Origin of the sequence: Vibrio quintilis (assembly GCF_024529975.1) — a bacterium.
GTDB classification, from domain to species: domain Bacteria; phylum Pseudomonadota; class Gammaproteobacteria; order Enterobacterales; family Vibrionaceae; genus Vibrio; species Vibrio quintilis.
Genome location: NZ_AP024897.1, coordinates 3976168 through 4002111 on the forward strand (window position 1 = coordinate 3976168; position 25944 = coordinate 4002111).

The window sequence follows — 25944 nt, forward strand, 5'->3', positions numbered from 1 at the left end:
GAGAACACAATGTCTTTAATTCAAAGAATGATTGGTGGCTTTTCTATTCTGGTCATAGCATTACTCATCATGGTCACCATTAACTACACCTCCGTTAACCGGATACAGGATGATCTGACCTACATTACGGACAAAACACTTCCTGTATCTCAGCGGGCGAATGACATTAAAATCGATATCCTGCAGCAACATCTGAAAGTCATGTCTGTTTTCAGTACCAGAGATATGAATACAGTCAATCAGTACGAAAATATGTTTCGTTCATTTGACAAAAAAATCGTCGACGAAATTTCCGCAATACCACCCGATATCATCGCAGACAACAGTATTCTTTCTCAGGGGCTGGCAACCATCAAATCTGCCGGGAAAAGCTATGTCAGTGATGCATCTGCGTTGATTGATCTGCGCCGCCGGTTGATCGAAATGGACCAGCAAATCAGTGCGCAGCAACAAATCGTCAGCCAGATAGAAAGACGACTGTCCTATTATCTGACCAAGTATTCCGGCGACCGGTATGATGACCGGGAATTCAGGTTCACAATTACCGGTTTACAGCGTGAAGCCAAACAAATTTTTTCTGCATTTAACAGCTATCTGGTGAAAAGAGACCTGAAGCAACTGAAAGCCGGCCTTGATGGGATGAATACCGTGATTGCACAACGCTTCCGGGAGATTCAGAACTTTGATCAGGATAAAGGAAAACTCTTTAGCCTGATGCTGAAGCCTTTGCTCAAGCAGCTTGGTGATCAAAATGGCTTATATCAGTTATATCTGGCAGAAGATGAAATCATGCTGAAAACTAATATGCTTTTGGTTCAGACACAGAAAAATACCGATCTGTTATTAAAATCAGTCAATACGTTTGTCGATACAACCCAGACGCTGGTGAAACAGGCTCAAGCCAACACAAACGAAGGAATTGATCTGATCAAGAATACGACTCTGACTATCAGTGCAGTGGTCATTGCTGTCGCCGTTTTAATTCCGTTATGGATTGCTGGCTGGGTCAAAAAAACATTACACAACTTCCGCGAGACGCTGATGAAAATTTCTCAGGGTGATTTACGGGTTCAGTTTAACCAGTCTTCAAAAGATGAGTTTGGCGAACTGGGAGGTTACCTCAATGAACTGGCTGAAAACTTAAGGAATACCTTTACAGCACTGACGGATTCCTCCGGCAACCTGACGCAGGTCGCTGAGAATAACGCTCAAATCAGTGATAAGGCGACTAATTCAGTAAACCATCAGCGCCACTTGCTGGAAACAACAGCATCCGCGATGACCGAGATGGAATGCTCGGTTGGTGAAGTAGCACAAAGAGCTCAGGACACAATGATGGCCGCAGAACAGGCCAATGAACAGATGCAGGATGTCAGCCAGAGTATCAAACAGGCAATCCACAACATTAAAGAGCAGGCAGAACAAATTGAGAAAGCATCTGAAACTTCCATTGAACTGAATGATTATGGTAAAAAAATCGACACCATCATTGAAACGATTCAGGATATTGCAGAGCAGACCAACCTGCTGGCTTTGAATGCGGCAATTGAAGCAGCGCGGGCCGGTGAACAAGGCCGTGGCTTTGCCGTAGTGGCTGACGAAGTCCGCTCACTGGCAAGCCGGACGAAGAAGTCAACTGAAGAAATTCAGAATATGATTGAGATTATGCAAAAGCTGATTCAGGCCGTCGTTCATGTCATCAAACTCAATGTAGAGCGGAATGAAAGCAATATTGAAGTTGCCGAAAAAGCCGATACAGGGCTGCGTCAGATGAGTGATGTGATGGGACAAATTGTGGAAATGAACATGCAGATTGCAACCGCCACCGAGGAGCAAAGTTCAACCGCAAGAGAAATCAGCGCGAGTGTGATTCACATCAGTGATTCAGCAGAAGAAACCGCTCAGGGAGCGAGAGAAAACGCCGAGTCCAGCCACACGCTGCGCGAACAGTCTCAGCACCAGCAGGCGCTCATCGATAAGTTTACAGTTTAAACTCAATGCTCTGTTCAACAATAACATCCGGGTAAACCATTACCCGGATGTTTCTTTTTATATGTCAGCTGCACCAGCTCAGAGATGAACCCATTCAGACAACCTGCGTAAAAATACGGTTGAGTTCGTCAACATTGCCGGCTCTCTTCTCCTGCCGGCCAATACTGGTCTCAGCATCTGCAAGCAACTTTTCTATATAACGGTTCAATGGCTGAACCTGATGAATATAGTCTTTTTCCTGACTCCGTTTTTTCTTTGCCAGTAATTGCGTTACTTCCTCTAAAACGGACTGGTCATCAATTAACTCTATCAGGCGGGAAAACTCAATCGGCGCCGCTTCACGATATTTATCAAGCCACTGAATTGCGAGTAACGGGCGAAGAACGTAGAAATATTTCTTTAAAGGAACAACATCCTTTTTTAAATATCCTCTGTAATTACCCTTTGCCATATGCAGATAGTGATACTGACCTTTATCAATCGCATACCAGTCTGAAAGTAATGCACTGAGTTGCCGGGCAAAGCATCCCTCTTCCAGATAAACAAGCGGAGACTTCAGCCACTCCACAATCGCCGGGTTTGACTTGCGGAACAACTTCAGTGCTTTGCGAATATCCCAGCCATTGATATCAATTTCGTCGACAATCGGATATTCAATCACATCTCTCTGCTCTTCAACATCAATTCGCATATACCACTGAGGCTCACGGGCATAGACAAACCGCACATCATAATCACTGTTGGGTGATGCAAATCCCCAGGCTCTGCTACCGGACTCCACTGCATACAAAACCCTGATACCATGCTCTTGTTCCGCAGCACGGATACGGCGCATGATCTCAGCTCTGACCGGCGCTGCAATTACAGATAAATCTGTTTTTTTATTCATCTGTCTCTCCTTTTACCAACGGCCGGAGCCGTTGGTTTTAAATGAGGAATTAACCTTTCACACATACAACCTGTTTGAGGGTATGAACCACTTCAACCAGATCCCGCTGTGCAGCCATCACTTTGTCGATATCTTTATACGCATGCGGAATTTCATCAATCACCGCTTCATCTTTTCTGCACTCAACGCCTTCTGTGGCAGCAATCTGATCCTGTACGTTAAAGACCTTCTTCGCTTTGGTTCTGGACATCACACGCCCGGCACCATGACTACAACTATTAAAGCTTTCCGGATTGCCCAGCCCGCGCACGATAAATGAACGGGCGCCCATACTACCGGGAATAATTCCCAGCTCACCTTTTTCCGCACGCACTGCGCCTTTTCGGGTGACATAACAGTCTTTACCGAAATGATGTTCACGGGAGATATAGTTATGGTGACAATTCACCGCCAGATCTGCCGTTTCAAAAGCAACCGGAATCTCTTTACGCAATGCCTGAATCGCATTGAACATCATGATTTCACGGTTTTTCGCCGCAAAATCCTGTGCCCATTCCACCGCTTCAACATAGTCATCAAAATATTCACTCCCTTCGGACAGATAGGCTAAATCCATATCCGGCAGATGAATCTGATGCCGCTGCATTTCTTTCTTTGCCAGTTCAATAAAATAAGAGCCAATCCGGTTACCGACACCCCGGCTGCCGGAATGCAGCATAATCCACACCGCATCATTTTCATCCAGACACAATTCCAGAAAGTGATTCCCGGTTCCCATCGTTCCAAGATGGTTCACATGATTACTTTTACGGATGGCCGGATGTTTCTCACAAATTCGCTCAAACCGGGCTTCCAGTTTCTGCCACTCACCCGCCACAAGATCGGGGATATTTCCCCAGGCACCCCGGTCACGACGTCCGCGACCGGTTGTTCTTCCATGCGGCACTGCAGATTCGAAAGCATGACGGATTCCTGAAAGGTTATCAGGCAGCTGACTGGCTTTCAGGCTGGTTTTAGTCGCCACCATCCCACAACCTATATCCACCCCAACGGCCGCCGGAATCACCGCTTCAACCGAAGGAATCACACTGCCAATTGTCGCACCTTTGCCCATATGAACATCCGGCATCACCGCAATATGAGAATGCACCAGATTCATGGAAGCAATCCGCTCCAGTTGCTGCTGTGCTTTATCTTCAAATGGCACACCGTTTGTCCAGGCTTTGATTGGTGTTCTGTTTTCGTTTTCAATTAAATTAAAATTCTTTTCACACATCACTTTGTATCCTTTAACCATCAGGTTCACCTGATTTATTTTTCATTTTCATCAGCAGGTCATCCTGCTCAGGGAACTCAGATATAAAAACTAACGCGGGCTTCCAGCAGATCAAGACCACCATCAGGGCAATGCATCCGCTGCTGTTTCTCTCTCTCAGCACCATTCATCCCGGCCTGATATACCAGCCATAAAACATCCGGATCGATGTCAATCTCCTCACGGACAGGAACCCGTTCCAGACGAATATTTTCCATGCTTTTCCCGATAAAGCAGGGTTGGCCCGGTTTGAGAATCCGGCTCATCACGTTATCCACATACAACAATCCGATTTCATTATGCTGTAGTGCGTATGATGCGATATAAGGCAATAGTACCTGCCGGTGTTCCGCCAGCAGCTCAGCCTGCCAGCCCTCTGTATACAACTTGTCAGTCTCAATTGAGATAATCTCTGACGTTTCATTCATTTCCCGCAGCACATGAGTGCCGGGAGTGAATACCTTGAATAATTTGCGCGCTTGCATCACCAGCGCAATTTGATTGTTCTTTACTGTTATTGTTTTTGTCTTCATGTTGTTACCTAGCGTTGTCATCTTGCCTCTCTATGAAAAAAGGCATGAAAAGACGACATGAAACTTATTGTTTTCTTTTATTTTTCGCTGGTGAACAGAAGGATGAATTTACCGGCTGCCAGTCCTGACGACAGACAGCCGGAGTTCAGGTCATTTTCACAACCCCATTCATCAAGCCTTCCAGTCCACCATAAACATTCAGGTTGTTAATTTTGTCAGCTACTTTTTCAAGCGCTTCCAGTTCCTTTAGCCGTAAAAGTGTTGGGTTGTTTTCCATCACTTTCGCAGTGTTATGTAAGCTACGGGTTGCTGCGGTTTCCTCACGACGTTTAATCACGTTCGCTTCCGCTGCTTTTTGTGCCTCAACCACCTGATTCAGAATGGCTTTCATCTCTCCGGGTAAAATAATGTCTTTCACACCAACGCTTTCCAGCGTCATACCCACGGCTTTCAACTGTTCAACAACCAGCGCTTTCACGGTTTCATTGATGTACAGTTTATCCAGTAACAAGTCATCGAGTGTTTTGGTACCAACCGCTTCACGCAATGCCAGCTGCAACTTTTTGTAGGCATAATCTTCAACCTGCGCCAGGCTCGCTGCCGCCAGTTGCGGATCAGTAATTTTAAAACTGGCATTCAGGTTCAGCCGTAAACTCACCCGGTCTTTGCTCAGAATTTCCTGGCCGGAAATTTCCAGCATTTGTGTCCGGCAATCGAACAATTTCATTTCTATCGTCCGGTTAAACTGCCAGAAACTGTATTCACCCGGCGATAACCGGCGTTCAAGCTCACCATTGATATACAGCAAACCAATATGTGCCTGCGGGACACGTAACTCAGCCGCTGGCTGTGTTTGAATAGTATTCGGACTGCATATCAACCGACTGGCACGATTCGCTCCGGTTTGTCTGAATAACGTCTGCAATTCAGGCGCAACATCGATGGTATTAACCACATCAATCCTATCCAGACGGATATCTCCGGCATCCTTCCACACATACACAGACTCTCCCGGTGCAACGATTCCCTTCAAGGTTTGATTGATATACAAAATTCCTGCTTCATCTAAATCAAGTCGATAAGGCTGTACATAACTGGCAGTTTTTTCTGATTCACCCTCAGCCCACTCAAATACCGGGGTCCGTAGATCAAAAGTTATCATTTCTGTTTTAGAGTTAAATTGCCAAAAGCCATATTCACCGGCAGCCAGACATTGCTCAGGTTTACCATCTACATATAACAATCCAAGCTGCCCCTGAGGCACAATTAACTCATTGATTAGTTTAGTATTAACTGACTGACTACAAATAACCGATGTGACTTTATTGACATCAGCCTGACGAATCTGACGCAACAAAGTCGACTCAAGCATGCCTGCTGTCGATAAATCAATTCGTTCCAGACGGATATCTCCGGCATCTTTCCACACATAGACAGACTCTCCCGGTGCAACGATTCCGCTCAGGCGTTCATCGAGATAAAGCAAGCCTGTTTCATTATCGTTCAACTGAAAATGCTCAATATGTTCCCGGAACACCTCAGATTGTTGATACAACCGTTTACTGTTCTTTTCCCGGTAAAACAGCTGATTGATATCAAAACTGATAAATTCAGGCCGGTCACCGACATTCCAGAAGGTATAATTTCCCGGCATCAATACCTGTTCCAGCTGTTGATTTCTCAGAACAAATACCCGCTGATTTTCTGTCACTTTGATTTTATTTTTTAATTTCATGCGAATAACTGACATTGTTTCGTTCCTTCTGGTTTGTTTTACACTTTTTCTGAAGAATGTATTAAAGATTACTTTGGTGGTTGCCTGCCGGACTTATACTTCTCTCCGACAGGCACCAACCCGGATAAGGGTGAAAAACGTATTGTTCGTGTAGTCTTGCAGATTCAATATTCAGGGAGCTTCCGGCTTGCTGAATACTGGTTTCGGTCAAACGACACAACATAGCGGCCATCACGGCTTTTCCTTATTTTTGTTTCAATTTTAAATTCGGGAGTTGAACCCGTAGCTTCCTGTAAGCTTTCCGGTTTTTAAGACGGGAATCGAACCCGCGACCAATGACCCGGGGTCACCGCTCTACCCTCTGAGCTACTTAAAATCTTGTGATGCCGGCATACGTGATTACAGCGTAAACGCACCGGGGTGTTATGCAGAAACAAGCCCAACAACACATCACACTGATAGTTATTACAAGTGCTGTGCCAGCATCGCTAAAATATGAATAAATAAATCATAACCATATGAAATAATTAAAAAATAAAATTAAACACATAACAAGACAGACAAAAACCACTTATGTTAGAATCATAAAAACATTGAAATACAGATAGATAATTATCCCAAAAGATATCAAATGAAAAAGAAGATGATTGCCGTCAGTTTTCTGGGCACAAAACTGGATGCGATAAAACGCTCAATCCGCTGGACGAAGTGGCGACCCAATATTTCTCTGGTCAAACAAACTGATCTGGTCATCGATGAACTCTACCTCTTACATGGCGATCAGAGTTACCGGCTGGCTGATTACGTCAAAAATGATATCGCGCTTGTTTCTCCGCAGACGAAGGTTCACCTGACATCAATGAACTTTGATGACCCGTGGGATTTTGAAGAAGTGTATGCCCGGCTTTATGACTTCTGTCTTAGTCAGACTTTCGATATCGACGAGTGTGACTATTTATTTCACATCACCACGGGGACCCACGTCGCACAAATTTGTACTTATCTGCTGACTGAAAGCCGTCACTTTCCGGGACGGTTAATCCAGACAGCGCCCGATCAGGACAAGGAAGATCGCAGTACCGGAAAAACTCAGATTATCGACCTGGATTTATCCAGATACGACCAGCTGGCAACCCGCTTTGACCACGAACACCAGCAGGGAACTGAGTTTCTGAAAGGCGGGATAGCCACCCGGAATAAGGCATTTAACCAGCTCATCGTGCAAATTGAGAAAGTCGCAATCCGCTCCAAGGCACCGATTTTACTGACCGGCCCGACAGGTGCAGGAAAAAGCCAGCTGGCGACCCGGATTTATCAGCTCAAAAAAATGCGCAGCATGCTCACCGGCGAGCTGGTTGTGGTCAACTGCGCAACCCTGAAGGGTGAAAATGCCATGGCAGCCCTGTTTGGCCATACCAAAGGCGCATTTACCGGCGCAGCATCAGCGCGGGAAGGCTTTCTCAGAGCAGCAAATAATGGATTACTGTTTCTGGATGAAATCGGTGAGCTGGGGCTGGAAGAGCAAGCCATGCTGCTGCGAGCCATTGAAAATCACACTTTCCATCCGGTGGGCAGCGATCAGGATGTTCAGAGTAATTTCCAGTTGATTGCCGGAACCAACCGGGATTTGAGAGAACAGGTCGCACAGGGACATTTCCGTGATGACCTGCTCGCCCGGATTAATCTGTGGACTTATACCCTGCCCGCCCTGAAAGACAGGAAAGAAGATCTGGAAGCCAATATTGATTTTGAACTGGGCAGGTTCAGTCAACAGCATGGACATCAGATCCGTTTCAATAAAGAAGCCCGCCAGACTTATCTGAAATTCGCGCACTCCCCGCAGGCACTGTGGCAGGGCAACTTCCGCGACTTAGGTGCATCGGTAACACGCTTATGTACCCTGGCTGACTCTTCCCGGATTGCTGTTGACGATGTTGAAGAAGAAATTATCCGGCTGAAATCGGACTGGCAACCGCTTCAGTATCACCAGCATAGTGATGTGCTTCCCCTGTTTCTCAGTGAAGAAGCCATCTCACAACTGGACCAGTTTGATCGCTTCCAGCTCAATGCTGTGCTGCGTGTTTGCATGAATCAATCCAGCATGGCTGCTGCCGGACGGGTATTGTTTGATATCAGTCGCCAGCAAAAGGCCACTGCCAATGATTCAACCCGCCTGCAAAAGTATCTGGCCCGGTTTGGCCTCAAATGGCGGGACATTCAGGCACAGAAACAGTGATACTTATTCTGTGGCCTGATCGGTACGACTGCCGGCAAACAGCTGTGCCAGCTCAGTCATCACTAACCGCACCGGCGCAGACTGGGATGAAAGCTTAGAACTCAGCATCCACACATCCCGGCTGAGAATACTTTTCTGCGCCGCAGGTGCATTCACGCCCTGCGGAATACAGATCTGTGGCAGCAGAGCAATGCCATAGCCCTTCTCCGCTGCAATTTTTTGTGTCGTGACTGAATCAGACTGAAAACGGACCGACTGATGGCCGAACCGTTCAAGGAGATAACGGGCTTCCGGCAGATGAGCCAGCTCACTGGTATAAGTCACCAGATGAACCTCCCGGCCAGAGAGCAAACGTTCCAGCCAGTAAGCATTGCTGTATAACACATAATCCAGCTGCCCTATTTTTCTGCACAGCGACTCCCCGCTTTCCGGCAGGTTCAGCCGCAGTGCAATATCGGCTTCTTTCTTCATCAGGCTGACATTACGGCTGGTGATATCAACTTCCAGCCTTAGATCCGGTGACTTCTTACATAATGGTTTCAGGCCATCAATCACCAGATATTCTGCTAAAAATGAAACCATCGACACCACCACAGGTTTCCTGAACTGATTCTCAGGGAAAAAGTCAGATTCGAGCCCCTGAATCTGCTCGCGGATGTGATTGGTCTTATGATAAAGCACCAACCCTTCAACCGTTGGCTGATACCCACTCAGTGTCCGGTCAAACAGCTTCTGCCGGATCGCAGTTTCAAGCCTTTCGACTCGTCTTGAAACCGTCGCATAGTTTACATTGAGACGTTTCGCCGCAGCACTGACGGTTTCAGTTTCCACTAACGCAATAAAAAAACGTAAGTCATCCCAGTTGATGTTATCCATACATCACCTATTCACGATATAAAATCAGCCCGTTTAAAAGACCCCGGACACCGCGCAAAAATGCACAACCCTTATGCAGCATTGCCTGATTACAGCAGCAGGTTCTTCGCATAAATTATACCCGGCAACCAGAAGATGCAGGTTGCTTGGGTATAAGTATATCGGTTAACTCTCACTATGGCGAAAAACAATGAATCAATTCAATACATTACGCACCATTTCTGGTGTTTGTGAAAAAAATACCGACTGGGATCAGGCTGCTTTAATCTTAGTTGACTATCAAAATGAGTATACCCGCGGCATGCTGCCACTGGGAAAAGCAGGAACACAGGCAATCCATCAGGCTCAGACACTACTGAATTTTTGCCGTGAGCAAAATGTGCCAGTGTTTCACGTGGTACATCATGCTAAACCAGGTAGTGCAGTATTTAATCCGCAAACAGATATGGCCGACATTGTTGAGCCACTCACTCCGGCAGACAATGAAACAACAGTCATTAAATCAATGCCCAATTCATTTTTTAATACCGGGCTGGAAGCCCTGCTGAAAGCGACCGGCCGCAAAGAACTTGTGATCGCAGGGTTGATGAGCCATATGTGTGTGACAGCAACCACCATCCGGGCAACAGAGCTGGGATACACCAATGTGGTTTGTGCCGATGCCTGTGCTACCCGGGCACTCAAAGATGAAAACGGACAGGTTGTTGATGCTGCTTCTCTGCACCATGCTTCAATGGCAGCTTTAAGTGATCGCTATGCCGCCATTCGTAACCTGGAACAGCTTCTTCCGTCCGGATAAAGACTCAGGCTTCAGACTGCTGACAAGCATAACCAATCAATTTTAGTGATCAGGTTCACGGTGCAATATTTCAAAACTCAACCGGGTTCACCTTCCTGAAAGCTGCCAAACCGGGCCAGTGTTTTACCGTTGTCTCCCACAACAATCATCCGGTGTGCTTCGGTGACGGACGGCCATTGCAGGCTCTTCAGCTGGTCATCAATCACAGCGCCACCCACCGTATACCGGCGGTTCCGATCATTGGCTTTCAGGCTGCTGACATCCAGATGAAAGATTACCAGCGTCACCAGCGCACCATAAGCCCGGCCTGAGTCACACAAGATTTTCCGGTAATCAAGCCGGAGATTCGTTGCATCCCAAACCACATGCCGCCGTTTTGCCAGTGCGGCTTTCAGCCTGTCCCGCGCCAGATGCACGACCCGGCCGGGATCTTTCTGGCAGGTCCGGTCACCGTGAATTTCAGCCCGGATTTCATCCAGAGAAATCAGCTGACAATCAGCCAGATGGGTTTGAATCCAGCTGGATTTCCCGCTTCCGCTGATCCCACACATCACGTACAGATGACCATAAACGGAGGCTGCCCGGTAAGTCCGGGCGATGGCTTCTTCAGCCATCACGATATCCCCCCCGGCCAGCTCACTCACCGCATAGTTATCAAGATAGATCTGCTCACGCGGCGTATTTTTTACCTGAACAGCGGATAAAACGTCTGTCCGGGGATCGGCCACCTGCCATAACCCGTATTCCTGCGCAAACATGGCGAACTGCTCCAGTATATCCAGCTGCGCTGCCTGATCGGCACATATCCGGCCCTGCATATCTGCCCGCTCAAGCCAGTACATGAGCTCTAAGTCCGTGTTCAAAGCCAGATGCAGATAGCGGCTGTAACCCTGATTTCTCACTACCAGTAACTTAGGCAGTTGATGAAACCCAACCAGGCCGAGAATCATCGTCACAACTGAATAGTCCAGTGGTAAAGCCATCAGCTTGGGTGCCAGATAGCTCGCGCCCTGTTCTTCATGACCTGTCGCAGCGAGCCGCTCCACACCATGGAGCAGCTTTACCCGCGTCGTGACCGGCTTGGCGATATCATGCAGTAAAGCTGCCAGAATCAGGGCTTGTCGTTTGCTGCCGCTAAGATGTTTTGCCGGCCCGTCAAGTAACTGATACAAAGCATCCAGCACCATCGCCGTATGAATCGCGACATCACCTTCGCCATGCCATTCCGGCTCCTGTGGTGTGTCTGCAAAACGTTCAAGCCACGGGAAAAAGCGTCCCAGCCGGGACAGACATTCATCAAAGTCCGGGGTTTGATCCGCCGCCAAACCTTCAAGCCATAATTTCAATTCCCGCATTCTGTTACTCTCCTGTCAGACCATTCGGCACAATTTCCGCTTTCATCCAGTGCTCACCGGTCGAAACATGATTGCGCCGGACCCATTTTGCAACACTACGGCTGAAATCATCATAATGAAATGCATCCGCAAGCCGGACAACATAACCTTCCTGAGTCCGGGTATCCAGACCTTGCTGAATCTCCCGGATGGTGGCTTCACACCAGATGCCCTGATACAAAACCGGCGGTGTTTGCAAACCTAAGCGTTCAAGAAATGCAACACTCTCTGACCAGCTCAGACACCAGTTATCCTGATCCCAGACGGAAAAAGCCAGAAAGTAACTGGTCAGGTCATGGTAAGCAATCGAATGCTTTGCATACATATTTTCACCACAAATCCGCCAGCCTTCCGGGATTTGCCAGCCAATGCGTCCCTGTAATGCTTTCACCCAGGTCCGGGAAGGGTGAAACAGGCTGTCCATTGAGCGGGCATGAATGTAGTCCCGGTAAATTGTGGTATTCTCGCCATCCATTTTTTCAGTCACAACGACTTCTTTGCCGCTGAAACAGCTCAGCCGACGCTGAAACACATCATCATCAGTCGCCCCGCGGGACCATGGTAAATGCGGTGTTCTCGGGTATTTCATTCTCATCATCTATTCCTCTTTATTGATTCATTTTGTCTTCGTGATGAATCAACACAGCATGACGCAATAACTCCCGGGCCTGTTCACCCGGAATCATGTGCGAAGCGCCTTCAGTCGCTGTGTGATGATGGAATTACATAATCGGATCCTCTTTTTTTTCTTCATTCATTTCTTTAAACAGAAGTGTTTGCCTTCAAAAATCCGGACCGGATTACCCCGTTCCAGACAATGGTGCTGTTGCCACCGGGCTTTGTCCCTGTGTTGCACCTTCTGCCTTTCTGCAACATGCAGTTTCTGCATCAGCAATAATTTCGCCAGCTTTTTATTGGCATGCTGGCTGCGTTCCGTTTCCACTCTGACACTGATTCCCGATGCAACGTGCGTCGCCCTTACAGCAGAATCAGTGGTATTCACGTGTTGTCCGCCCGCACCTGAAGCACGGCAAGTCTGAAAACATATCTCATCTTCCCGGCAATGCTGTTCATCAGGTTCGAACATCTGCCCGTTGAAAAACCAGTTCTTACGCGGATGTTTTGGCCGGAAAGGACTGGGAGAAATCCACAACATGTTGCCCTGCCATTTTTCGGCAATGAGCTGGCAGCCATCTCCTTTCAACTCAATTAACACAGAGTGAAAGCAGCCATTTTTTCCGGCAGGTTCAGCTTCGATAAGCTGGCAGCTCACACCAGATGTCTTACACTGTTTTTCCAGTTGCTGCATCGCTAAACCAACTGCCATACAGCATTCCAGTGGTCCCTGACCGGCGGAGAGTTGTAGTAAAATCATGACAGTTTTCCTCCGCTGACCTGATGTCCTTTATCTGTTTTAAATGTCAGTACCGGCTTTAGCCGGGCCAGCCGGATAATCAACCCTGCATTTTCCAGATCACTGACTACCGATTCACATTTTTTATAAGCCTGTGGCGCTTCATCATACAGCAGGGTTTTATCTTTACAGATCACCCGGCTGCCCAGTGCGGTTCGTTGTAAGTCACTCTGGCTATACTTGTGACTGAGCCGGCTCTGGCAGTCTCCGCGCTTCCATTTTCTCCCGGCGCCGTGTGCCAGCGAAAAAAGTCCGGCATCACTGTTCGTCGGTTTGACCAGATAAGTGTAATCCCCGCGGGAACCGGGAATCACCACAACTCCCTGATCTGACGGGGTCGCACCTTTGCGGTGAATCCATCCCGATACACCACGGAACTGTGCCGGAGAGACCAGGTTATGTGTCACATCCAGCACGCGTTCAGCCTTACCCCGTACCGCTTCAAGAAAACGTAAAGCGATCAGTTCCCGGTTCAGTGCTGCCCAACGTACCGCTTCATTATGTTGCTGCAAATAATCAGCAAATCCATCGTCTAACGCCACTAACCCGTCATGGTTATAACGGCGTATCTGTTCCATCAGGATTTGCTGACCCAAGCCACGCGAACCGGAATGAACCAGTAGCTGGAGCTGCTTCGGATTCATGCCCAAGGCTGCAACATCTGCTTCACCGTAGATTTCATCCAGTTGCTGAAATTCAGCAAAATGATTTCCGCCACCAATCGTTCCCAGCGAAACATCAAAGTGACCGGGGCTGAGATTCAGTGCAAGTTGCCGTTCTGCGATATATGGCTGCCACGATGTTGATAATGGTGATGTGACGCCATTCAGCCGCTTTTCTGCCTTTTCCGGGGTAAATTTGCTGACCTTCAGGCTGGTTTGCCATAATCCCATCCCGCAGCCGATATCATTCCCCACCAGCGCCGGATAAATTCGTTCCCGGCTAAAAAATGCAGCACCGACCGGATAACCGCGGCCCGGATGTAAATCCGGCATGCCGGTTACCGAAACCATGTCCGGCAGCTGTGCTGTTTTGTTCAGTTGTTCAATCGCCAGCCCTTCAATCCACGTCGACGCCGACGCAATCAGGGTAGCACGTTCAGAAATTGTCCGGACGATATTGCCCATCATCTTTTTCCTGTAAATATTTGGTTCAGATGTTGATCCGGAAAACCCAAACATTCTCAGACAAACAGGCGCAGTCAGAGCAATCCCAAAGCGTCATCTGGATGTAAATAGTTATCGGATCGATATTGGCAGATCTGCCGGACAGGCAGAACAGGAAAAGCAGTGTTCTGCTATTGGGTGTCGGTGAGATCTGCAAAGGAAATCGAAATTGTCAGCATAATTTGTGTCCTCCGCAGTTAAATTGATAAAAAGTTGGCGCGGATGCTAAAGGATGGCGAAAAAGAAGTCAACCCGAATTCTTTTTCGCCTCCTCCGGTCATTCAACCGGCTTCACCAGATATGTCTTATGCTCGCGGATATAGGTCACGGCAGGAATGGACTGTCCGGAAGCCATCGCTTTCATTAAGGTGTAGCTTCCCTGCCCGAGTTGAAAATAATTGATCATCAGATAACCGTGCACCAGCCTTTTACTGAGCAATTGGCTATATTCAGATCTCATTCCGCCGATAGATAAAACCATCGTAATTTTACCGGCTTCAATTTCTTTTTTATAAGGTGCCACGACTTTTTTATAGGCTCTTGGATCAGCAATCAACCAGTTATCAATGGCAACAAAAACATCGACATCCAGATGCTGCAGGGTAAACTCAAGTTGAGTAAGTGCCTGCTCGCTTCTTGCACCATTGTTCCACGGGCAACGGGCGACTTCCCGCCAGCCTTTATGCCCATTCAGGCGCACCCCTTTTTCAAGCTTCTCTCCGCTCAGGCCCTGCCGTAACCCAAGTAATCGGTCCTCCATTTCAGCACGGTGCAAACCAAAAGACGTCATAATACAAATGTTTCCGCCTCCGGGATGTAACCGTTTCACAACCTCAGCCAGATCCTCGCCCAGCGACAAATTATCAACACCAATATGCCCAATACTGATATGACTGTTCTCTTCATCAAACGGAATATCGATCGTAATCAAAGGCAAGGGGCTGGATTCCAGGACTTCCGCGATCAAATCAGAGTGAGATACGGAAATACCGAGTGCTTTAAACCTTGCACTCTGCAGCGCTTCGTTTAAAACGCGTTTTTGGTAGCGTGGATGTCCGGAACCCGTCGCAGCAAGTGCCGCACAGTTATCATCGTTACGTGACGCCATTGCTTCACAGCCACGCCAGATTTCAAGGAGCGCCAGATCACTCAGGCTCTTTCCCACCAAACCATAAGTATCAGCCTTGCCACTCCCGCACATCAGCGGGAAAGCTATCAAAGCCATCAACAAATAACGGTTCAGAATATGAAACCCTGACATTCACCTGCTTCCTTTCTGGTTCTGTCCGTTAAGTATAGTCTTCTATTAACATTATTCTTATTTATACAACACACAGATGACATTCTCAGATGGCTATATACCCATCTGAGAATGTCATCTTATGAAACAGGTAAGATTCATGGCTGATCACAACTGAAAAGAAGTTTTGTCGGGGAAACAGGCAGAAACAACGGGATGGGTTAATCCGGAAAACACGGATGAATCAATAAGATTTAATCATGAACAATGATTTTATTCAGATAATGGGAGACTAACTATATGATAGTGCAGACTATCTGTTTGCTTGATTGTATACCAGATACTGATATCAACCATATTTCCACCCTGAGTAAAACACATCACCTGAACCTCATTGACATAAATTCTTGACTCAGCATTCAATAAAACACACCGGACAAAAAATGCTATTTCATCTTTGAGTGCAATACGGCGAACACGGACATTATCCAAAACATAGCAGGGTTCACAATTCAGATAAGGAATACATCTTTCAGTCAAATAAGTCTGTAAAACATCATCAATCGATTGATTAATATCATGCTCACCGCAATGAAGATCCGGTAGCTGATGAACTGCGCCGGAACGGACCGTTGGAAACTTCCATCCACCCTCAAGAAATTGACTATCTTCCATTGTGAAACTCTCCTGCCTGAACATCTTCCTTTTTCACTCATTATGAAACCTAGCACATTAAATGGCTTTTTCAAATTTCGGAGTAAAAACATCCGGCCAGAAGAAATAATAATGGAATCAAAATGATTTTATCTATTTATCAATAGATTGAGTTTATATCTATACCCAAGCAACCTGCATCTTCAGGTTGCTTGGGTATAGAACGTCTGATTTTTAGAAAGACAGAAAATTAATGCATTTTGAAAATAATAGATCGCATTTCCCCACAAACAGAATATTATGCTAGTCATTAACCAAGTAACCACATTAATTAAGTGGATATAATTAACAATATTCCATATGGTTATTAATAATTCTAGAATAGTATATAAAATAAACAGCTCTTATCAGAAAGACTCTATACCCGTTGCTTTCATGATAATTTTGCCATGAATTATCTCTCTTTTAAGTCTTTGTCTTTATTCAATAACATCTCTCTTCATTGATACTTTATGTGATCAGTATCTCCTTCATTTGGACTCCAAATTCAAATAATAAAAAAAATAACTCCTTAAAAACAAAAATGAAAATAAATACATGAGTTTATTAGATAAAATATTGTACAGCGCCTTTAAATTTATATATAACTCACTTTTGACATTCAGGACATATCACCTAATTTTATAGTGAGTAGTAACACAATAAACCAAGCGAATATACTACTCGTAAATTCAAATCAGTTGGAGGTCACATGAACCTGGGCTTTAAAACTCGAATTTATCTGGGCGTTGGCCTGTTAGTCGCCATCTCTCTTACGATACTCGGTACGCTGAATATTCTGTCACTGAAGCAGAAAATGACGCACTCACTGGTCGAAATGACTGAGAATAAACTGGATTATCACGTCACGTCTCTTGAGGACTTTATCCAGTTCCGGCTCAATGCCATATCCAAAGGAGCAAAACAATTTCATACCAGACTACCTGATAATGAAAATCAGGAGCTGGTCAGTGTACTTGCGGACACAGCTGGCATTGCTAATGTCACCATGGCCTACACAGATGGCCGCACCTTTACCTCGTCTCGTCAAAATGAAACCACAGACTTAAGAAACAAGAGTTGGTTTCAAAACGCGAAGCAGGCATACCAGTTGAAGCTGACAGAAATTTATCTGAATCCGGTCATGAATCAAAAAGTGATCGGCGCGGTCATGCCGGTCAGAGATAACGGCAAGCTAATCGGTGTGCTTTTAGGTGAAATTCAGCTTTCAGATATTATTACGAAAGTCAGCCAGATGCGTTTTGCCGGCGGAGCTGCAACATTAACCGATCAAAATGCGGTCTTTTTTGCCAGTGATGATCCAACAGATATAGGCCGGACACCTTCTCAAATCAGTTCTGATTTTTCAGAGATGGAAAGCGCGTTCAGTATCCAGCAATCCGGTCATTTGACCTTTCCTTATCTGGGACGTCAGTTCGATGGCTATTTTCAGCGCGTCCACTTAACAGACTCAGCCTACTGGACTTTGATGGTTTTTATCGATACAGACACAGCATTGCAGGGTGTTTACAGTGCTCAAAATGAAGCCATAGTCACCAGTATCATTCTTATTTTGATCAGTATTGGCGCGATTTTCCTGATCGTGAATCATGCGTATCGCCCGTTACTCAAACTAAAATCAGCCGTTATCGAGCTTTCCCACGGTAATGGCGACCTGACGAACCGGCTTGAAGTGGACGGAACGGACGATTTAGCGATGATCAGCCAGGGATTTAACAATTTTATTGAGAATCTCCAAAATATGATGCTGCAAATATCTGATGCCAGTCAAAATATCTCGACAAATCTGGTTCAGCTGGGAGAAACCGCACGGGAAAATGAGTCAAAGCTGGTGATGCATTCCAGTGAGACTGAGCAGGTCGTGACAGCCATTACGGAAATGAGTGAAAGTGCGCGAACCGTTGCGGAAAATGTACTGCAATCCAATCAGATCACAGATGATGCAAATCGGGAAGCACAGTCTTCACTGCGCATCGTCAATGATGCGGTTTCCAGTGTGACTTCACTGGTTTCAGAGGTTGAAGACATGTCTTCCCGGATTTCAAGAATGCATCATGACGCCAATAAAATCAGCGATGTACTGAATGTGATTGGCGATATTTCGGAGCAGACCAACCTGCTGGCACTCAATGCCGCCATAGAAGCAGCAAGGGCTGGTGAACAGGGACGGGGTTTTGCTGTTGTTGCTGATGAAGTCAGAGCTCTGGCGGGCAGAACACAACAAAGTACCACCGAAATATCTGACATGCTGTCAAAGCTGCTGGAAGGAACAGACAGCGTTGTAAGGGCAATGAACACAACAAAAGAGCAGTGTCAGTCTACTGCGGATAAAACCGCTGAAGTCTCGGTGAGTCTGGGCCATATGAGTGAATCAGTCACACAGGTTGATGAAGTCAGTACACAGATCTCTTCAGCAACAAATGAACAAAGCCAGGTTGCTGAAGCGCTGAACCAAAATATGCTGTCGATTCAGGATATTGTTGACTCACTGGTCGTGAGCGGAAAACAGACGGTAGCTGCCACAGAATCATTAAGTAAATCCAACAATGAGCTTGAAAGGCTGGTTGCCAACTTCAGGTTACATTAGTTCATGATAATTGGTTAGGTGTTCAGATGAATGAAGTCATGTTATGTACCACAAATGATTTAGCAGCAAATCAGTTAAGTCCTGAATTTTTAAATCATTATCAGGCCGTTATATCCCGGTTTTTCAGCCGGGATCCTGAGATTTGGCCGGTTTATCAATCTCAGGATATTCACGACCTGACTCACCATAAGGTCAGTTTTTCCGGATCTCAGCAACATGATTTCAACCATCAGCTGAATCACAGAACCGATATTCCTCATCACATGAGTACTCATACCGGTCCTTTTGATCCACTGGCTTTATATGTCGCACACGGGTGTAAGGACTGGCAGGATCCCAAAGCGGTTGAAAATGTAATTTCAACCCCTTGTGATCCCGCCATACAGGGCGCAACACTGGCCACCATCACCAACCCAAACCTTGTTTATAAAGAATATGCCGGACTGGCCACTGATCTGGAGCAGCTGGTTGTCCGGCAGATTGCTGAACTGGCCGGTTATAACCCGGAGCAAGCGAGTGGATTGTTCACTCAGGGAGGTACTTTTTGTAATTTATATGGTTATCTGCTTGGCTTGAGGAAAACATTTCCGGATTCAATCGTCAAAGGCCTGAAAGGAAAACAACTCTGTATGTTGAACTCAGAGTCTGGTCATTATTCCAACATGACCAATCTGACATTACTCGGGCTGGATATGAAAAATCAGGTGATCCGGGTCCATATCAATGAACAGAATCAAATCTGCCTGCGGGACTTAAAACGTCGTCTGGAAAACTGTTTTAAAAATGGCATTCATGTGCCAACCATCATGCTGACTTTCGGCACGACGGATACATTCGCGATTGATGACATCAAACAGGTCTATCTCCTGCGGGAAGAAATCTGCCGGAAATATCGGATCACCCGTAAGCCACATTTACATGTGGATGCTGCTGTTGGCTGGAGCCTGTTGTTTTTCCGCCATTATGATCTGAATAAAAATCCGCTGTCGATCAATCAGGCGACACTGAGCAGTCTCAATGCTTTGAAGCCACTGATGAAAGGCATCCGCTATGCGGATTCCTTTACAGTTGATTTTCAGAAATGGGGCTATGTGCCCTACACTTCCAGCCTGTTGATGATTAAAAATAAACAGGATTTGGAAGCCCTCAAGCAAGACGCCAGTTATTTCACTTACTTTGAACATGAGGTACAGAAAAAAACCCATCTTCAATCAACAATTGAATGTTCACGGGGTGCAAACGGAGTATTTGCAGCCTACTCCGCGCTGCAATTTATGGGGGTTGAAGGCTATCAGACCATCATTGCTCATGGCTTGCAAAACGCAAATTACATGCGGGCAAAACTCAATGAGCATCCACACTGTAAAGTTGTGTGTGCCGAAAATCATGGTCCTTCTGTGGTGTTCCGCCTCTATCCGGACACAGCGCTGCAAAAAGAGGACAGCAATCATCTGTTCCTGTCAGAGCAGCATATTACAGTGGGAAAACATAGCATAGATGATTTGATTCAAACCACGCTCTACCACCGTAATCATTTTAATGACAGGAAAGGAAAGCATCTGAAAACTAATTGGGTTGAATCCATTGCCAGAACCACTTACGACAAAAATGACCACTGTTTATATTTGCCAGGGGAAAAAGCGGTTTTTTTAAACCCTTATACAACCCGGACTGATATTGATAAGTTCTGCAACCAATTCTGAATCAGGAACATCGGTTCATCAACAAACCGGCCTTTATTCAGGGCCGGTTTTTTATCCGGCCAATCGCTGTCATTCTTCAAATAATACCAGGCCAGACACCCTGCACATTAATGATAAAGTTAATAATAGCGCCAAATTAAACGAACTCCCGGGATAAAGCGTTCAGCACACATTAAGAGACAGATCACAAAATGACCGGGCAACTTTTTGCTCACCGGGCAAGATCTTGCTCGCGTCTGAGCAAGATCTTGCCTGTAATAACAAATCAATAAACACAACTAATTGTTTTTATTTAAATCAATGACCTGGCATAGTGAATGCACTTATGTTAACTGCAAATAAATGCTTTTAAATTTATATTTAAGTTAATAAGGAATAATAAAATGCCAACTCCATGTTATATCGCGATCGAAGGCGAAACTCAGGGTTCAATTACATCAGGTGCATGTACTGCAGATTCTATCGGTGACGCTTATGTTGAAGGTCACGAAGATGAAATGCTGGTTCAAAAGTTCGATCATATCGTGACTGTCCCAACTGATCCTCAGTCTGGTCAGCCAGCAGGTCAACGTGTTCACAAACCATTCAAGTTCACTGTAAACCTGAACAAAGCAGTTCCTCTGCTTTATAACGCATTAACTTCAGGTGAAAAAATGACCACTGTTACACTGAAATGGTACCGTACTTCCATTGAAGGTAAACAAGAGAACTTCTTCACCACTGCACTTGAAAACGCAACTATCATCGACATCGACTGTGAAATGCCTCACTGTCAAAACCCTGATGATGCGGACTACACTCAAAACGTTACGGTTTCAATGACTTACCGTAAAATCACCTGGGATCACAACAACTGTGGTACTTCAGGTGCTGATGACTGGCGTAAACCTATCGAAGCTTAATCTGCTTCGTAACAATGTCGCTCACTTCGGTGAGCGATATATTTTCAGACAACAGACAGATCCAGGGAATAATATAACCGGCTTACCAGCCTGCGATAATAACTAAACGCCTCAACTCTCCCTTCTGCAATTTGTCTGCCTGCTCCACCCTGGTATTTCAGCTGTAACCTAAACCCTACAGGCATAACAATGAGAACACTCAATTTCAGGCTGACGATTGACGGAATAACCGACGAGACACTTGTGGTACGTAGTTTTGAAGGTGATGAGTCCGTTTCCGATAGCATTGATAGTCATGACATCCCCTTTTTTGGCTACCGGTATTCTATTGAACTCGCCAGTCGCAGCTCTGCCAGCCTTTTCCCTGAAAAAATAATTGATAGCAAAGCATTGCTGGAAATCGTCCGTAACGGCAAGGTCGTCCAGAAAGTCCACGGGATTATCAGAGCCCTGACCAAAGGCGATACCGGCTTTAACCATACCTTTTATTCAATCACCTTAGTGCCTTCACTGGAGCGCCTTTCCCTGCGCCAGAACTGCCGTATTTTTCAGCAGAAAAATGCACAGGAAATATTAACGGGTCTGCTCAGTGACATGGGTATTTCTGATTTTTGTTTCTCTCTGAAACGGGCTCCGGAACAACGGGAATATTGTGTTCAGTACCGGGAAAGTGATCTGGCTTTCTTCCACCGGCTGGCTGCCGAAGAAGGCATGATGTATACCTTCAGCCATGAAGACACCAAACATGTGCTGGTGATCACCGATCATGACCAGGGCTTTCCGAAGCTCAGCGGCCATGCGATTTATAACAACCTTTCCGGTGGTGCAAATCCCGATGGTTACATCGCCACCATGACCGAACATACCCGTTCTGAGGTCAGCAGTGTTCAGCTCGAAGACTATAGTTTTCAAAAACCAGACTACAACTTTTCGCAGAAGGTCGAAGCCGGTGACTGCGACAATCAGCTGGAAATGTATCCGCATTTCGACCATCCCGGCCGCTACAATCATGACAGCACCGGCAAGGCTTTCAGCAAAGTCCGGCTGGAGTATTTAAGACGCGCCGTTCACACCGTGACCGGGCAAAGTGATGAGACAAAAATTCAGGCCGGGCAGCGGTTTGAAATCAGCGAACACCACGATAACAGCATGAATCGTTTATGGCTGGCGGTTCAGGTTCATCATCAGGGCACGCAACCCCAGGCGCTTGAAGAAGATGGCAGCACCGGCGCGACGGATTATTCAAACACATTTACCTTAGTGCCCGGCGATAAAGTCTGGCGGGCACATCCGCAACCCAAGCCCATGGTTGATGGCCCCTGTATTGCGACGGTTGTCGGCCCGGCAGATTCAGAAATTTATACCGATGAACACAGCCGGGTGAAACTTCATTTCCCGTGGCACCGCTATGATGGCTCCGATGATAAAAGTTCCTGCTGGGTACGGGTCGTACAAAGCTGGGCGGGTGGCCAATACGGCATGCAGACCATACCACGCGTCGGGCATGAAGTGATCGTCTCATTCCTGCACGGCGACCCGGACCAGCCGATTGTCACCGGCAGGACTTATCACGCCAGCAATACCCCACCCTACAAACTGCCGGAAAACAAAACCAAAACGGTGCTGCGCACCCAGACTCATCAGGGCAAAGGCTACAACGAACTGAGTTTTGAAGATCAGTCCGGCAAAGAAAAAATCAATCTGCATGCACAAAAAGACCTCGCCGTCCTGGTTGAAAACGATGCCACGACTGAGATTAAACATGACCAGCATGAAACGGTGGAAAACGACCGCTACGACCATGTACTGAAGAAAGAACATCAGGTGATCGAAGGCGAACAACGCACCAAAGTCGGTAAAAATAAGCTCACCGAAGCACAGGAATCAATTCATCAGAAAGTCGCCGGAAAGCAGGTGCTGGATTCCGGTTCAGAAGTGCATCTGAAAGGCGGCAATGCTGTCGTGCTACAGGCTGGTTCTGAAATCACCATCAAAGTCGGCGGAACCTTTGTCAAACTGGACCCGGCAGGCGTACATGTCGTCGGTCCGTCAATTAATCTGAATTAGTGGAGGGGTTATGGTTGAGACGATAATTTCCAGAAAGCTGGGAGATCAGGACAAAGCGGAACAGACCCCCTTTGAGCTGGAAGCAGTAGAAACCAGTATGGAAGCACTGTTCAAAGAATACACGCCCAAAAATATCAATACTGACGGCATGTTTATTCTGCAACTACGAAATGACAAGATCGTCGGCACACCGATCACTCAGCTTTGTCAATATCAGACAGAGACCAAAAGCTGTCCGCTGAGTGATTGTCCGTGCGGACATTATAAAGGGAATGGAAACAGTGGAAGTACATCTGCCAGTACCAATCAGGCTCAATCACAACAAACAAAACCCGAACCATTAAAACTTCCTGCACTGATCTATCAAACTCAGAGAGAAATGGATGACTATGATGCCAGAGATATGCATCATGGTGATTTATCCAGACAAGTGTTAGAAGAAAAATTTAATTTACAACAAGAAGCACTCGGTATGAATGCTATTTCAACAGATCTTAGGGTTTATGACTTTGAAAAAAATCATTTTTTTGGAGAAAACGAAAAGCTCACTAAAGACGAAGTCGCTAACAGCTTATTTGATGAGTTTCGTTTTTTGGCTAATGTATATTCTTTTCATGGCGAATATAAACATGTGATTAAGCAAATGATTACCCATATGCAGAAAAATACTGGCCAACCATTTAGTTCAAATCTACTTGATCAAGCTTTACATGAACAAATTGAAGAAGATGATTCAAAAAACAGCTCACTCGAAATTATAAGATCGACATTAGAATCTTATATTGATTGGGAAAATAAAAGCTACCCGGAATCAGATAAGCAGAGGATTGAAGAAGCAATCAGAGACACTAAATTACCAAGATTTGACAGTTGGAATGATTATACGAATGGGCTGGTAATATCTGTACATGACAGCTGGGCTACACATATAACGTTGCAATCTCTTGAGATTAAAGACAGTGAATTTACAGCAGTCATTCACTATCAGGTTCAAGACCATTTTGGTCTTGATGACGGAGATCTAACATCCATAGTTAAACAACAGCGTATTTTCCGAATTTGGTTTGTATTGCAACGCTGGGAAAAATTGGGATTCAAACCATTTATTACAGAAATGAATACCAGTATAAAGATTAAAGGCATACGAAAGTGAAGAAAATTTCTTGGTCAATAATCATATTTTTATGCGGATTAATTTACGTCAGTTATTTATGGTTCAGACCAGTCGAAATCATTGATGTTCACCATAGTGGGATATGGACAACCCGAGTAGTCGTAAAAAGCTTTCCACTCACTCATCGGAAAAAAATCCAGTGGTGGAAAGAGCACAAAAACTGGTTAAAAGACAAATATGATATTCCCAGAGTCGATAAAAATGGCTTTTTCAATGTGACCTTCTGGGAGATCGGCTCAGGATATAAAACAGACACGGGCACCGACCAGGATTCAGATTTGCTTTGTTTCAAAGACATGAAAACAAATGCAAATTGCATTGAGAAAAAAAAGGTTTTTGAGGTATCTCTTGGCAGAAACGGCGGTCTGCAATACCGCTAAACATATAAAATTGTATATAGTTCAATTGATGAGAATGACTTAATGAATGACAAAATATATTTACTGCTAATCGCATTCATTTGTAGTCTGACTTACGGCAGCTATCTATATGTCAGACCAGTAAATATTATCGGTGTCTACAGGAATATTTGTATTGAGAAAAAGCCTGTATTTGCGGTCACAATGAGCAGAAATGGAGTAATAAAATATCCTTAAGCTAATATTCATGGTCTTAATGGCTTGCTATCCCCAATCAACCTGAGGATGCAGGTTGTTTGGATATATAAATGAATACAAACTTGCTTCCAATAATATAAAAAATGAATTGTATTGAGAGCAGCTTTTTAAAGTCCGTCGAGACGAGCAATGAGTAAAGTCGGAGGATTACATGATCGTTAACGTAACTATCAGAAAATCATGTATCAAGTTAACACTTGGTTCACTGCTTGTTTTGGCTTTGCTGTATTTAATTTATGCATGGCTAAAACCCGTGCAAATTATCAATGTATATCAAAATAAATACATTACAGATGTCGTGGTAAAAAATTTTCCTGTAACAACTCGAGGGAAAATTTCCTGGTGGAAAGAAAATAAAGAAAGCCTGAAGGCTGAGTACAACTTTCCCAATCCACTTTCAGATGGGACTTTCTACATATATGTCTGGGATATAGGTAAAGGGATTCAGGAAATAAGTCAATATGATCAGGAACCTGAACAAATCTGTTTTAAACAAAGAAAAATAAAGAATAAGTGTATTGAGAAAAATATTTTGTTTGAAATATCCAAGACACGAAACGGCGGCCTGCAATACCGCTGACAGCTCACTAT

At 45.5% G+C, this 25944-nt stretch carries 22 protein-coding genes and 1 tRNA gene; 10 read left to right on the forward strand and 13 right to left on the reverse strand.

The features are described from left to right. Positions 1 to 9: 9 nt before the first annotated feature. Positions 10 to 1992, forward strand: coding sequence for a methyl-accepting chemotaxis protein (locus OC443_RS18180; protein WP_073585700.1), 1983 nt, complete (start codon positions 10 to 12; stop codon positions 1990 to 1992). Positions 1993 to 2086: 94 nt separating this feature from the next. On the opposite strand, the gene OC443_RS18185 is transcribed toward OC443_RS18180, so the two are convergent. The 6 genes from OC443_RS18185 to OC443_RS18210 all read right to left on the reverse strand — a co-directional run bounded on the left by OC443_RS18185 (position 2087) and on the right by OC443_RS18210 (position 6840). Further along, positions 2087 to 2881 carry a nucleotidyltransferase domain-containing protein gene (locus OC443_RS18185; RefSeq protein WP_083601741.1) on the reverse strand — a complete coding sequence of 265 codons (795 nt, stop codon included), beginning with the start codon at positions 2879 to 2881 and terminating at the stop codon, positions 2087 to 2089. Between the two features lie 49 nt (positions 2882 to 2930). Continuing rightward, a complete protein-coding gene (locus OC443_RS18190; RefSeq protein WP_306345651.1) occupies positions 2931 to 4178 on the reverse strand; it encodes an RtcB family protein in 1248 nt (415 codons plus the stop codon). Between the two features lie 56 nt (positions 4179 to 4234). Beyond that, positions 4235 to 4729, reverse strand: coding sequence for a hypothetical protein (locus tag OC443_RS18195; RefSeq protein ID WP_073585699.1), 495 nt, complete (start codon positions 4727 to 4729; stop codon positions 4235 to 4237). A gap of 145 nt (positions 4730 to 4874) precedes the next feature. Next, positions 4875 to 6479, reverse strand: a complete 1605-nt coding sequence (locus OC443_RS18200) for a slipin family protein (RefSeq protein ID WP_234976451.1) — start codon at positions 6477 to 6479, stop codon at positions 4875 to 4877. Between the two features lie 46 nt (positions 6480 to 6525). Beyond that, the gene (locus OC443_RS18205) at positions 6526 to 6699 is read right to left on the reverse strand and encodes a hypothetical protein (protein ID WP_159440367.1); all 174 of its coding nucleotides are present in this window, start codon (positions 6697 to 6699) and stop codon (positions 6526 to 6528) included. 70 nt (positions 6700 to 6769) lie between these two features. Further along, positions 6770 to 6840, reverse strand: a tRNA-Arg gene (locus OC443_RS18210). Positions 6841 to 7095: 255 nt separating this feature from the next. Between OC443_RS18210 and rtcR the strand changes: the two genes are divergently transcribed. Next, a complete protein-coding gene (rtcR, locus tag OC443_RS18215) occupies positions 7096 to 8700 on the forward strand; it encodes an RNA repair transcriptional activator RtcR (protein WP_073585698.1) in 1605 nt (534 codons plus the stop codon). 3 nt (positions 8701 to 8703) lie between these two features. Here the strand turns inward: rtcR and OC443_RS18220 are convergent, their stop codons facing one another. Then, positions 8704 to 9576: a LysR family transcriptional regulator gene (locus OC443_RS18220; protein ID WP_073585697.1), complete on the reverse strand. Its 873-nt coding sequence runs from the start codon at positions 9574 to 9576 to the stop codon at positions 8704 to 8706. A gap of 190 nt (positions 9577 to 9766) precedes the next feature. Here OC443_RS18220 and OC443_RS18225 point away from each other — a divergent pair, with 190 nt between their 5' ends. After that, a complete protein-coding gene (locus tag OC443_RS18225) occupies positions 9767 to 10375 on the forward strand; it encodes a cysteine hydrolase family protein (RefSeq protein WP_073585696.1) in 609 nt (202 codons plus the stop codon). 77 nt (positions 10376 to 10452) lie between these two features. Here OC443_RS18225 and OC443_RS18230 read toward each other — a convergent pair whose 3' ends face one another. From OC443_RS18230 to OC443_RS18255, 6 genes are all read right to left on the reverse strand, one after another. Continuing rightward, positions 10453 to 11730, reverse strand: coding sequence for an AAA family ATPase (locus OC443_RS18230; RefSeq protein WP_073585695.1), 1278 nt, complete (start codon positions 11728 to 11730; stop codon positions 10453 to 10455). Positions 11731 to 11734: 4 nt separating this feature from the next. Then, a complete protein-coding gene (locus tag OC443_RS18235) occupies positions 11735 to 12367 on the reverse strand; it encodes an RNA ligase family protein (RefSeq protein ID WP_234976450.1) in 633 nt (210 codons plus the stop codon). A 156-nt stretch (positions 12368 to 12523) separates the two neighbouring features. Further along, complete coding sequence (gene prfH, locus OC443_RS18240) at positions 12524 to 13144, reverse strand: peptide chain release factor H (protein ID WP_073585693.1); 621 nt, start codon at positions 13142 to 13144, stop codon at positions 12524 to 12526. Then, positions 13141 to 14313 carry an RNA ligase RtcB family protein gene (locus tag OC443_RS18245; RefSeq protein ID WP_234976449.1) on the reverse strand — a complete coding sequence of 391 codons (1173 nt, stop codon included), beginning with the start codon at positions 14311 to 14313 and terminating at the stop codon, positions 13141 to 13143. The genes prfH and OC443_RS18245 overlap by 4 nt, the downstream gene beginning before the upstream one ends. A 313-nt stretch (positions 14314 to 14626) precedes the next feature. Continuing rightward, positions 14627 to 15610 (reverse strand): substrate-binding domain-containing protein, encoded by a 984-nt coding sequence (locus OC443_RS18250; protein WP_073585691.1) that lies wholly within the window; start codon positions 15608 to 15610, stop codon positions 14627 to 14629. A 252-nt stretch (positions 15611 to 15862) separates the two neighbouring features. Next, on the reverse strand, positions 15863 to 16264 hold the full coding sequence (locus OC443_RS18255; RefSeq protein WP_073585690.1) for a GPW/gp25 family protein: 402 nt from the start codon (positions 16262 to 16264) through the stop codon (positions 15863 to 15865). A gap of 730 nt (positions 16265 to 16994) precedes the next feature. On the opposite strand from OC443_RS18255, the gene OC443_RS18260 reads away from it, so the two are divergent. The 7 genes from OC443_RS18260 (at position 16995) to OC443_RS18290 (ending at position 25933) form a co-directional block, all read left to right on the forward strand. Then, positions 16995 to 18890, forward strand: coding sequence for a methyl-accepting chemotaxis protein (locus OC443_RS18260; protein WP_073585689.1), 1896 nt, complete (start codon positions 16995 to 16997; stop codon positions 18888 to 18890). A gap of 26 nt (positions 18891 to 18916) precedes the next feature. Further along, positions 18917 to 20593, forward strand: a complete 1677-nt coding sequence (locus OC443_RS18265) for a pyridoxal phosphate-dependent decarboxylase family protein (protein ID WP_073585688.1) — start codon at positions 18917 to 18919, stop codon at positions 20591 to 20593. A gap of 383 nt (positions 20594 to 20976) precedes the next feature. Next, the gene (locus tag OC443_RS18270; protein WP_073585687.1) at positions 20977 to 21495 is read left to right on the forward strand and encodes an Hcp family type VI secretion system effector; all 519 of its coding nucleotides are present in this window, start codon (positions 20977 to 20979) and stop codon (positions 21493 to 21495) included. A 189-nt stretch (positions 21496 to 21684) separates the two neighbouring features. Next, complete coding sequence (locus OC443_RS18275; protein ID WP_073585686.1) at positions 21685 to 23562, forward strand: type VI secretion system Vgr family protein; 1878 nt, start codon at positions 21685 to 21687, stop codon at positions 23560 to 23562. Positions 23563 to 23572: 10 nt separating this feature from the next. Further along, positions 23573 to 24715 carry a YPO3983 family protein gene (locus OC443_RS18280; protein ID WP_234976448.1) on the forward strand — a complete coding sequence of 381 codons (1143 nt, stop codon included), beginning with the start codon at positions 23573 to 23575 and terminating at the stop codon, positions 24713 to 24715. Continuing rightward, complete coding sequence (locus OC443_RS18285) at positions 24712 to 25116, forward strand: DUF943 family protein (protein ID WP_073585685.1); 405 nt, start codon at positions 24712 to 24714, stop codon at positions 25114 to 25116. The genes OC443_RS18280 and OC443_RS18285 overlap by 4 nt, the downstream gene beginning before the upstream one ends. A gap of 388 nt (positions 25117 to 25504) precedes the next feature. Continuing rightward, positions 25505 to 25933, forward strand: coding sequence for a DUF943 family protein (locus tag OC443_RS18290; protein ID WP_073585684.1), 429 nt, complete (start codon positions 25505 to 25507; stop codon positions 25931 to 25933). Positions 25934 to 25944: the final 11 nt, after the last annotated feature.

Coding starts and splice junctions, on each gene's coding strand:
- OC443_RS18180 (WP_073585700.1), top strand. CDS start 10: ATGTCTTTAATTCAAAGAATGATTGGTGGCTTTTCTATTCTGGTCATA.
- OC443_RS18185 (WP_083601741.1), bottom strand. CDS start 2,881: ATGAATAAAAAAACAGATTTATCTGTAATTGCAGCGCCGGTCAGAGCT.
- OC443_RS18190 (WP_306345651.1), bottom strand. CDS start 4,178: ATGGTTAAAGGATACAAAGTGATGTGTGAAAAGAATTTTAATTTAATT.
- OC443_RS18195 (WP_073585699.1), bottom strand. CDS start 4,729: ATGAAGACAAAAACAATAACAGTAAAGAACAATCAAATTGCGCTGGTG.
- OC443_RS18200 (WP_234976451.1), bottom strand. CDS start 6,479: ATGTCAGTTATTCGCATGAAATTAAAAAATAAAATCAAAGTGACAGAA.
- rtcR (WP_073585698.1), top strand. CDS start 7,096: ATGAAAAAGAAGATGATTGCCGTCAGTTTTCTGGGCACAAAACTGGAT.
- OC443_RS18220 (WP_073585697.1), bottom strand. CDS start 9,576: ATGGATAACATCAACTGGGATGACTTACGTTTTTTTATTGCGTTAGTG.
- OC443_RS18225 (WP_073585696.1), top strand. CDS start 9,767: ATGAATCAATTCAATACATTACGCACCATTTCTGGTGTTTGTGAAAAA.
- OC443_RS18230 (WP_073585695.1), bottom strand. CDS start 11,730: ATGCGGGAATTGAAATTATGGCTTGAAGGTTTGGCGGCGGATCAAACC.
- OC443_RS18235 (WP_234976450.1), bottom strand. CDS start 12,367: ATGATGAGAATGAAATACCCGAGAACACCGCATTTACCATGGTCCCGC.
- prfH (WP_073585693.1), bottom strand. CDS start 13,144: ATGATTTTACTACAACTCTCCGCCGGTCAGGGACCACTGGAATGCTGT.
- OC443_RS18245 (WP_234976449.1), bottom strand. CDS start 14,313: ATGATGGGCAATATCGTCCGGACAATTTCTGAACGTGCTACCCTGATT.
- OC443_RS18250 (WP_073585691.1), bottom strand. CDS start 15,610: ATGTCAGGGTTTCATATTCTGAACCGTTATTTGTTGATGGCTTTGATA.
- OC443_RS18255 (WP_073585690.1), bottom strand. CDS start 16,264: ATGGAAGATAGTCAATTTCTTGAGGGTGGATGGAAGTTTCCAACGGTC.
- OC443_RS18260 (WP_073585689.1), top strand. CDS start 16,995: ATGAACCTGGGCTTTAAAACTCGAATTTATCTGGGCGTTGGCCTGTTA.
- OC443_RS18265 (WP_073585688.1), top strand. CDS start 18,917: ATGAATGAAGTCATGTTATGTACCACAAATGATTTAGCAGCAAATCAG.
- OC443_RS18270 (WP_073585687.1), top strand. CDS start 20,977: ATGCCAACTCCATGTTATATCGCGATCGAAGGCGAAACTCAGGGTTCA.
- OC443_RS18275 (WP_073585686.1), top strand. CDS start 21,685: ATGAGAACACTCAATTTCAGGCTGACGATTGACGGAATAACCGACGAG.
- OC443_RS18280 (WP_234976448.1), top strand. CDS start 23,573: ATGGTTGAGACGATAATTTCCAGAAAGCTGGGAGATCAGGACAAAGCG.
- OC443_RS18290 (WP_073585684.1), top strand. CDS start 25,505: ATGATCGTTAACGTAACTATCAGAAAATCATGTATCAAGTTAACACTT.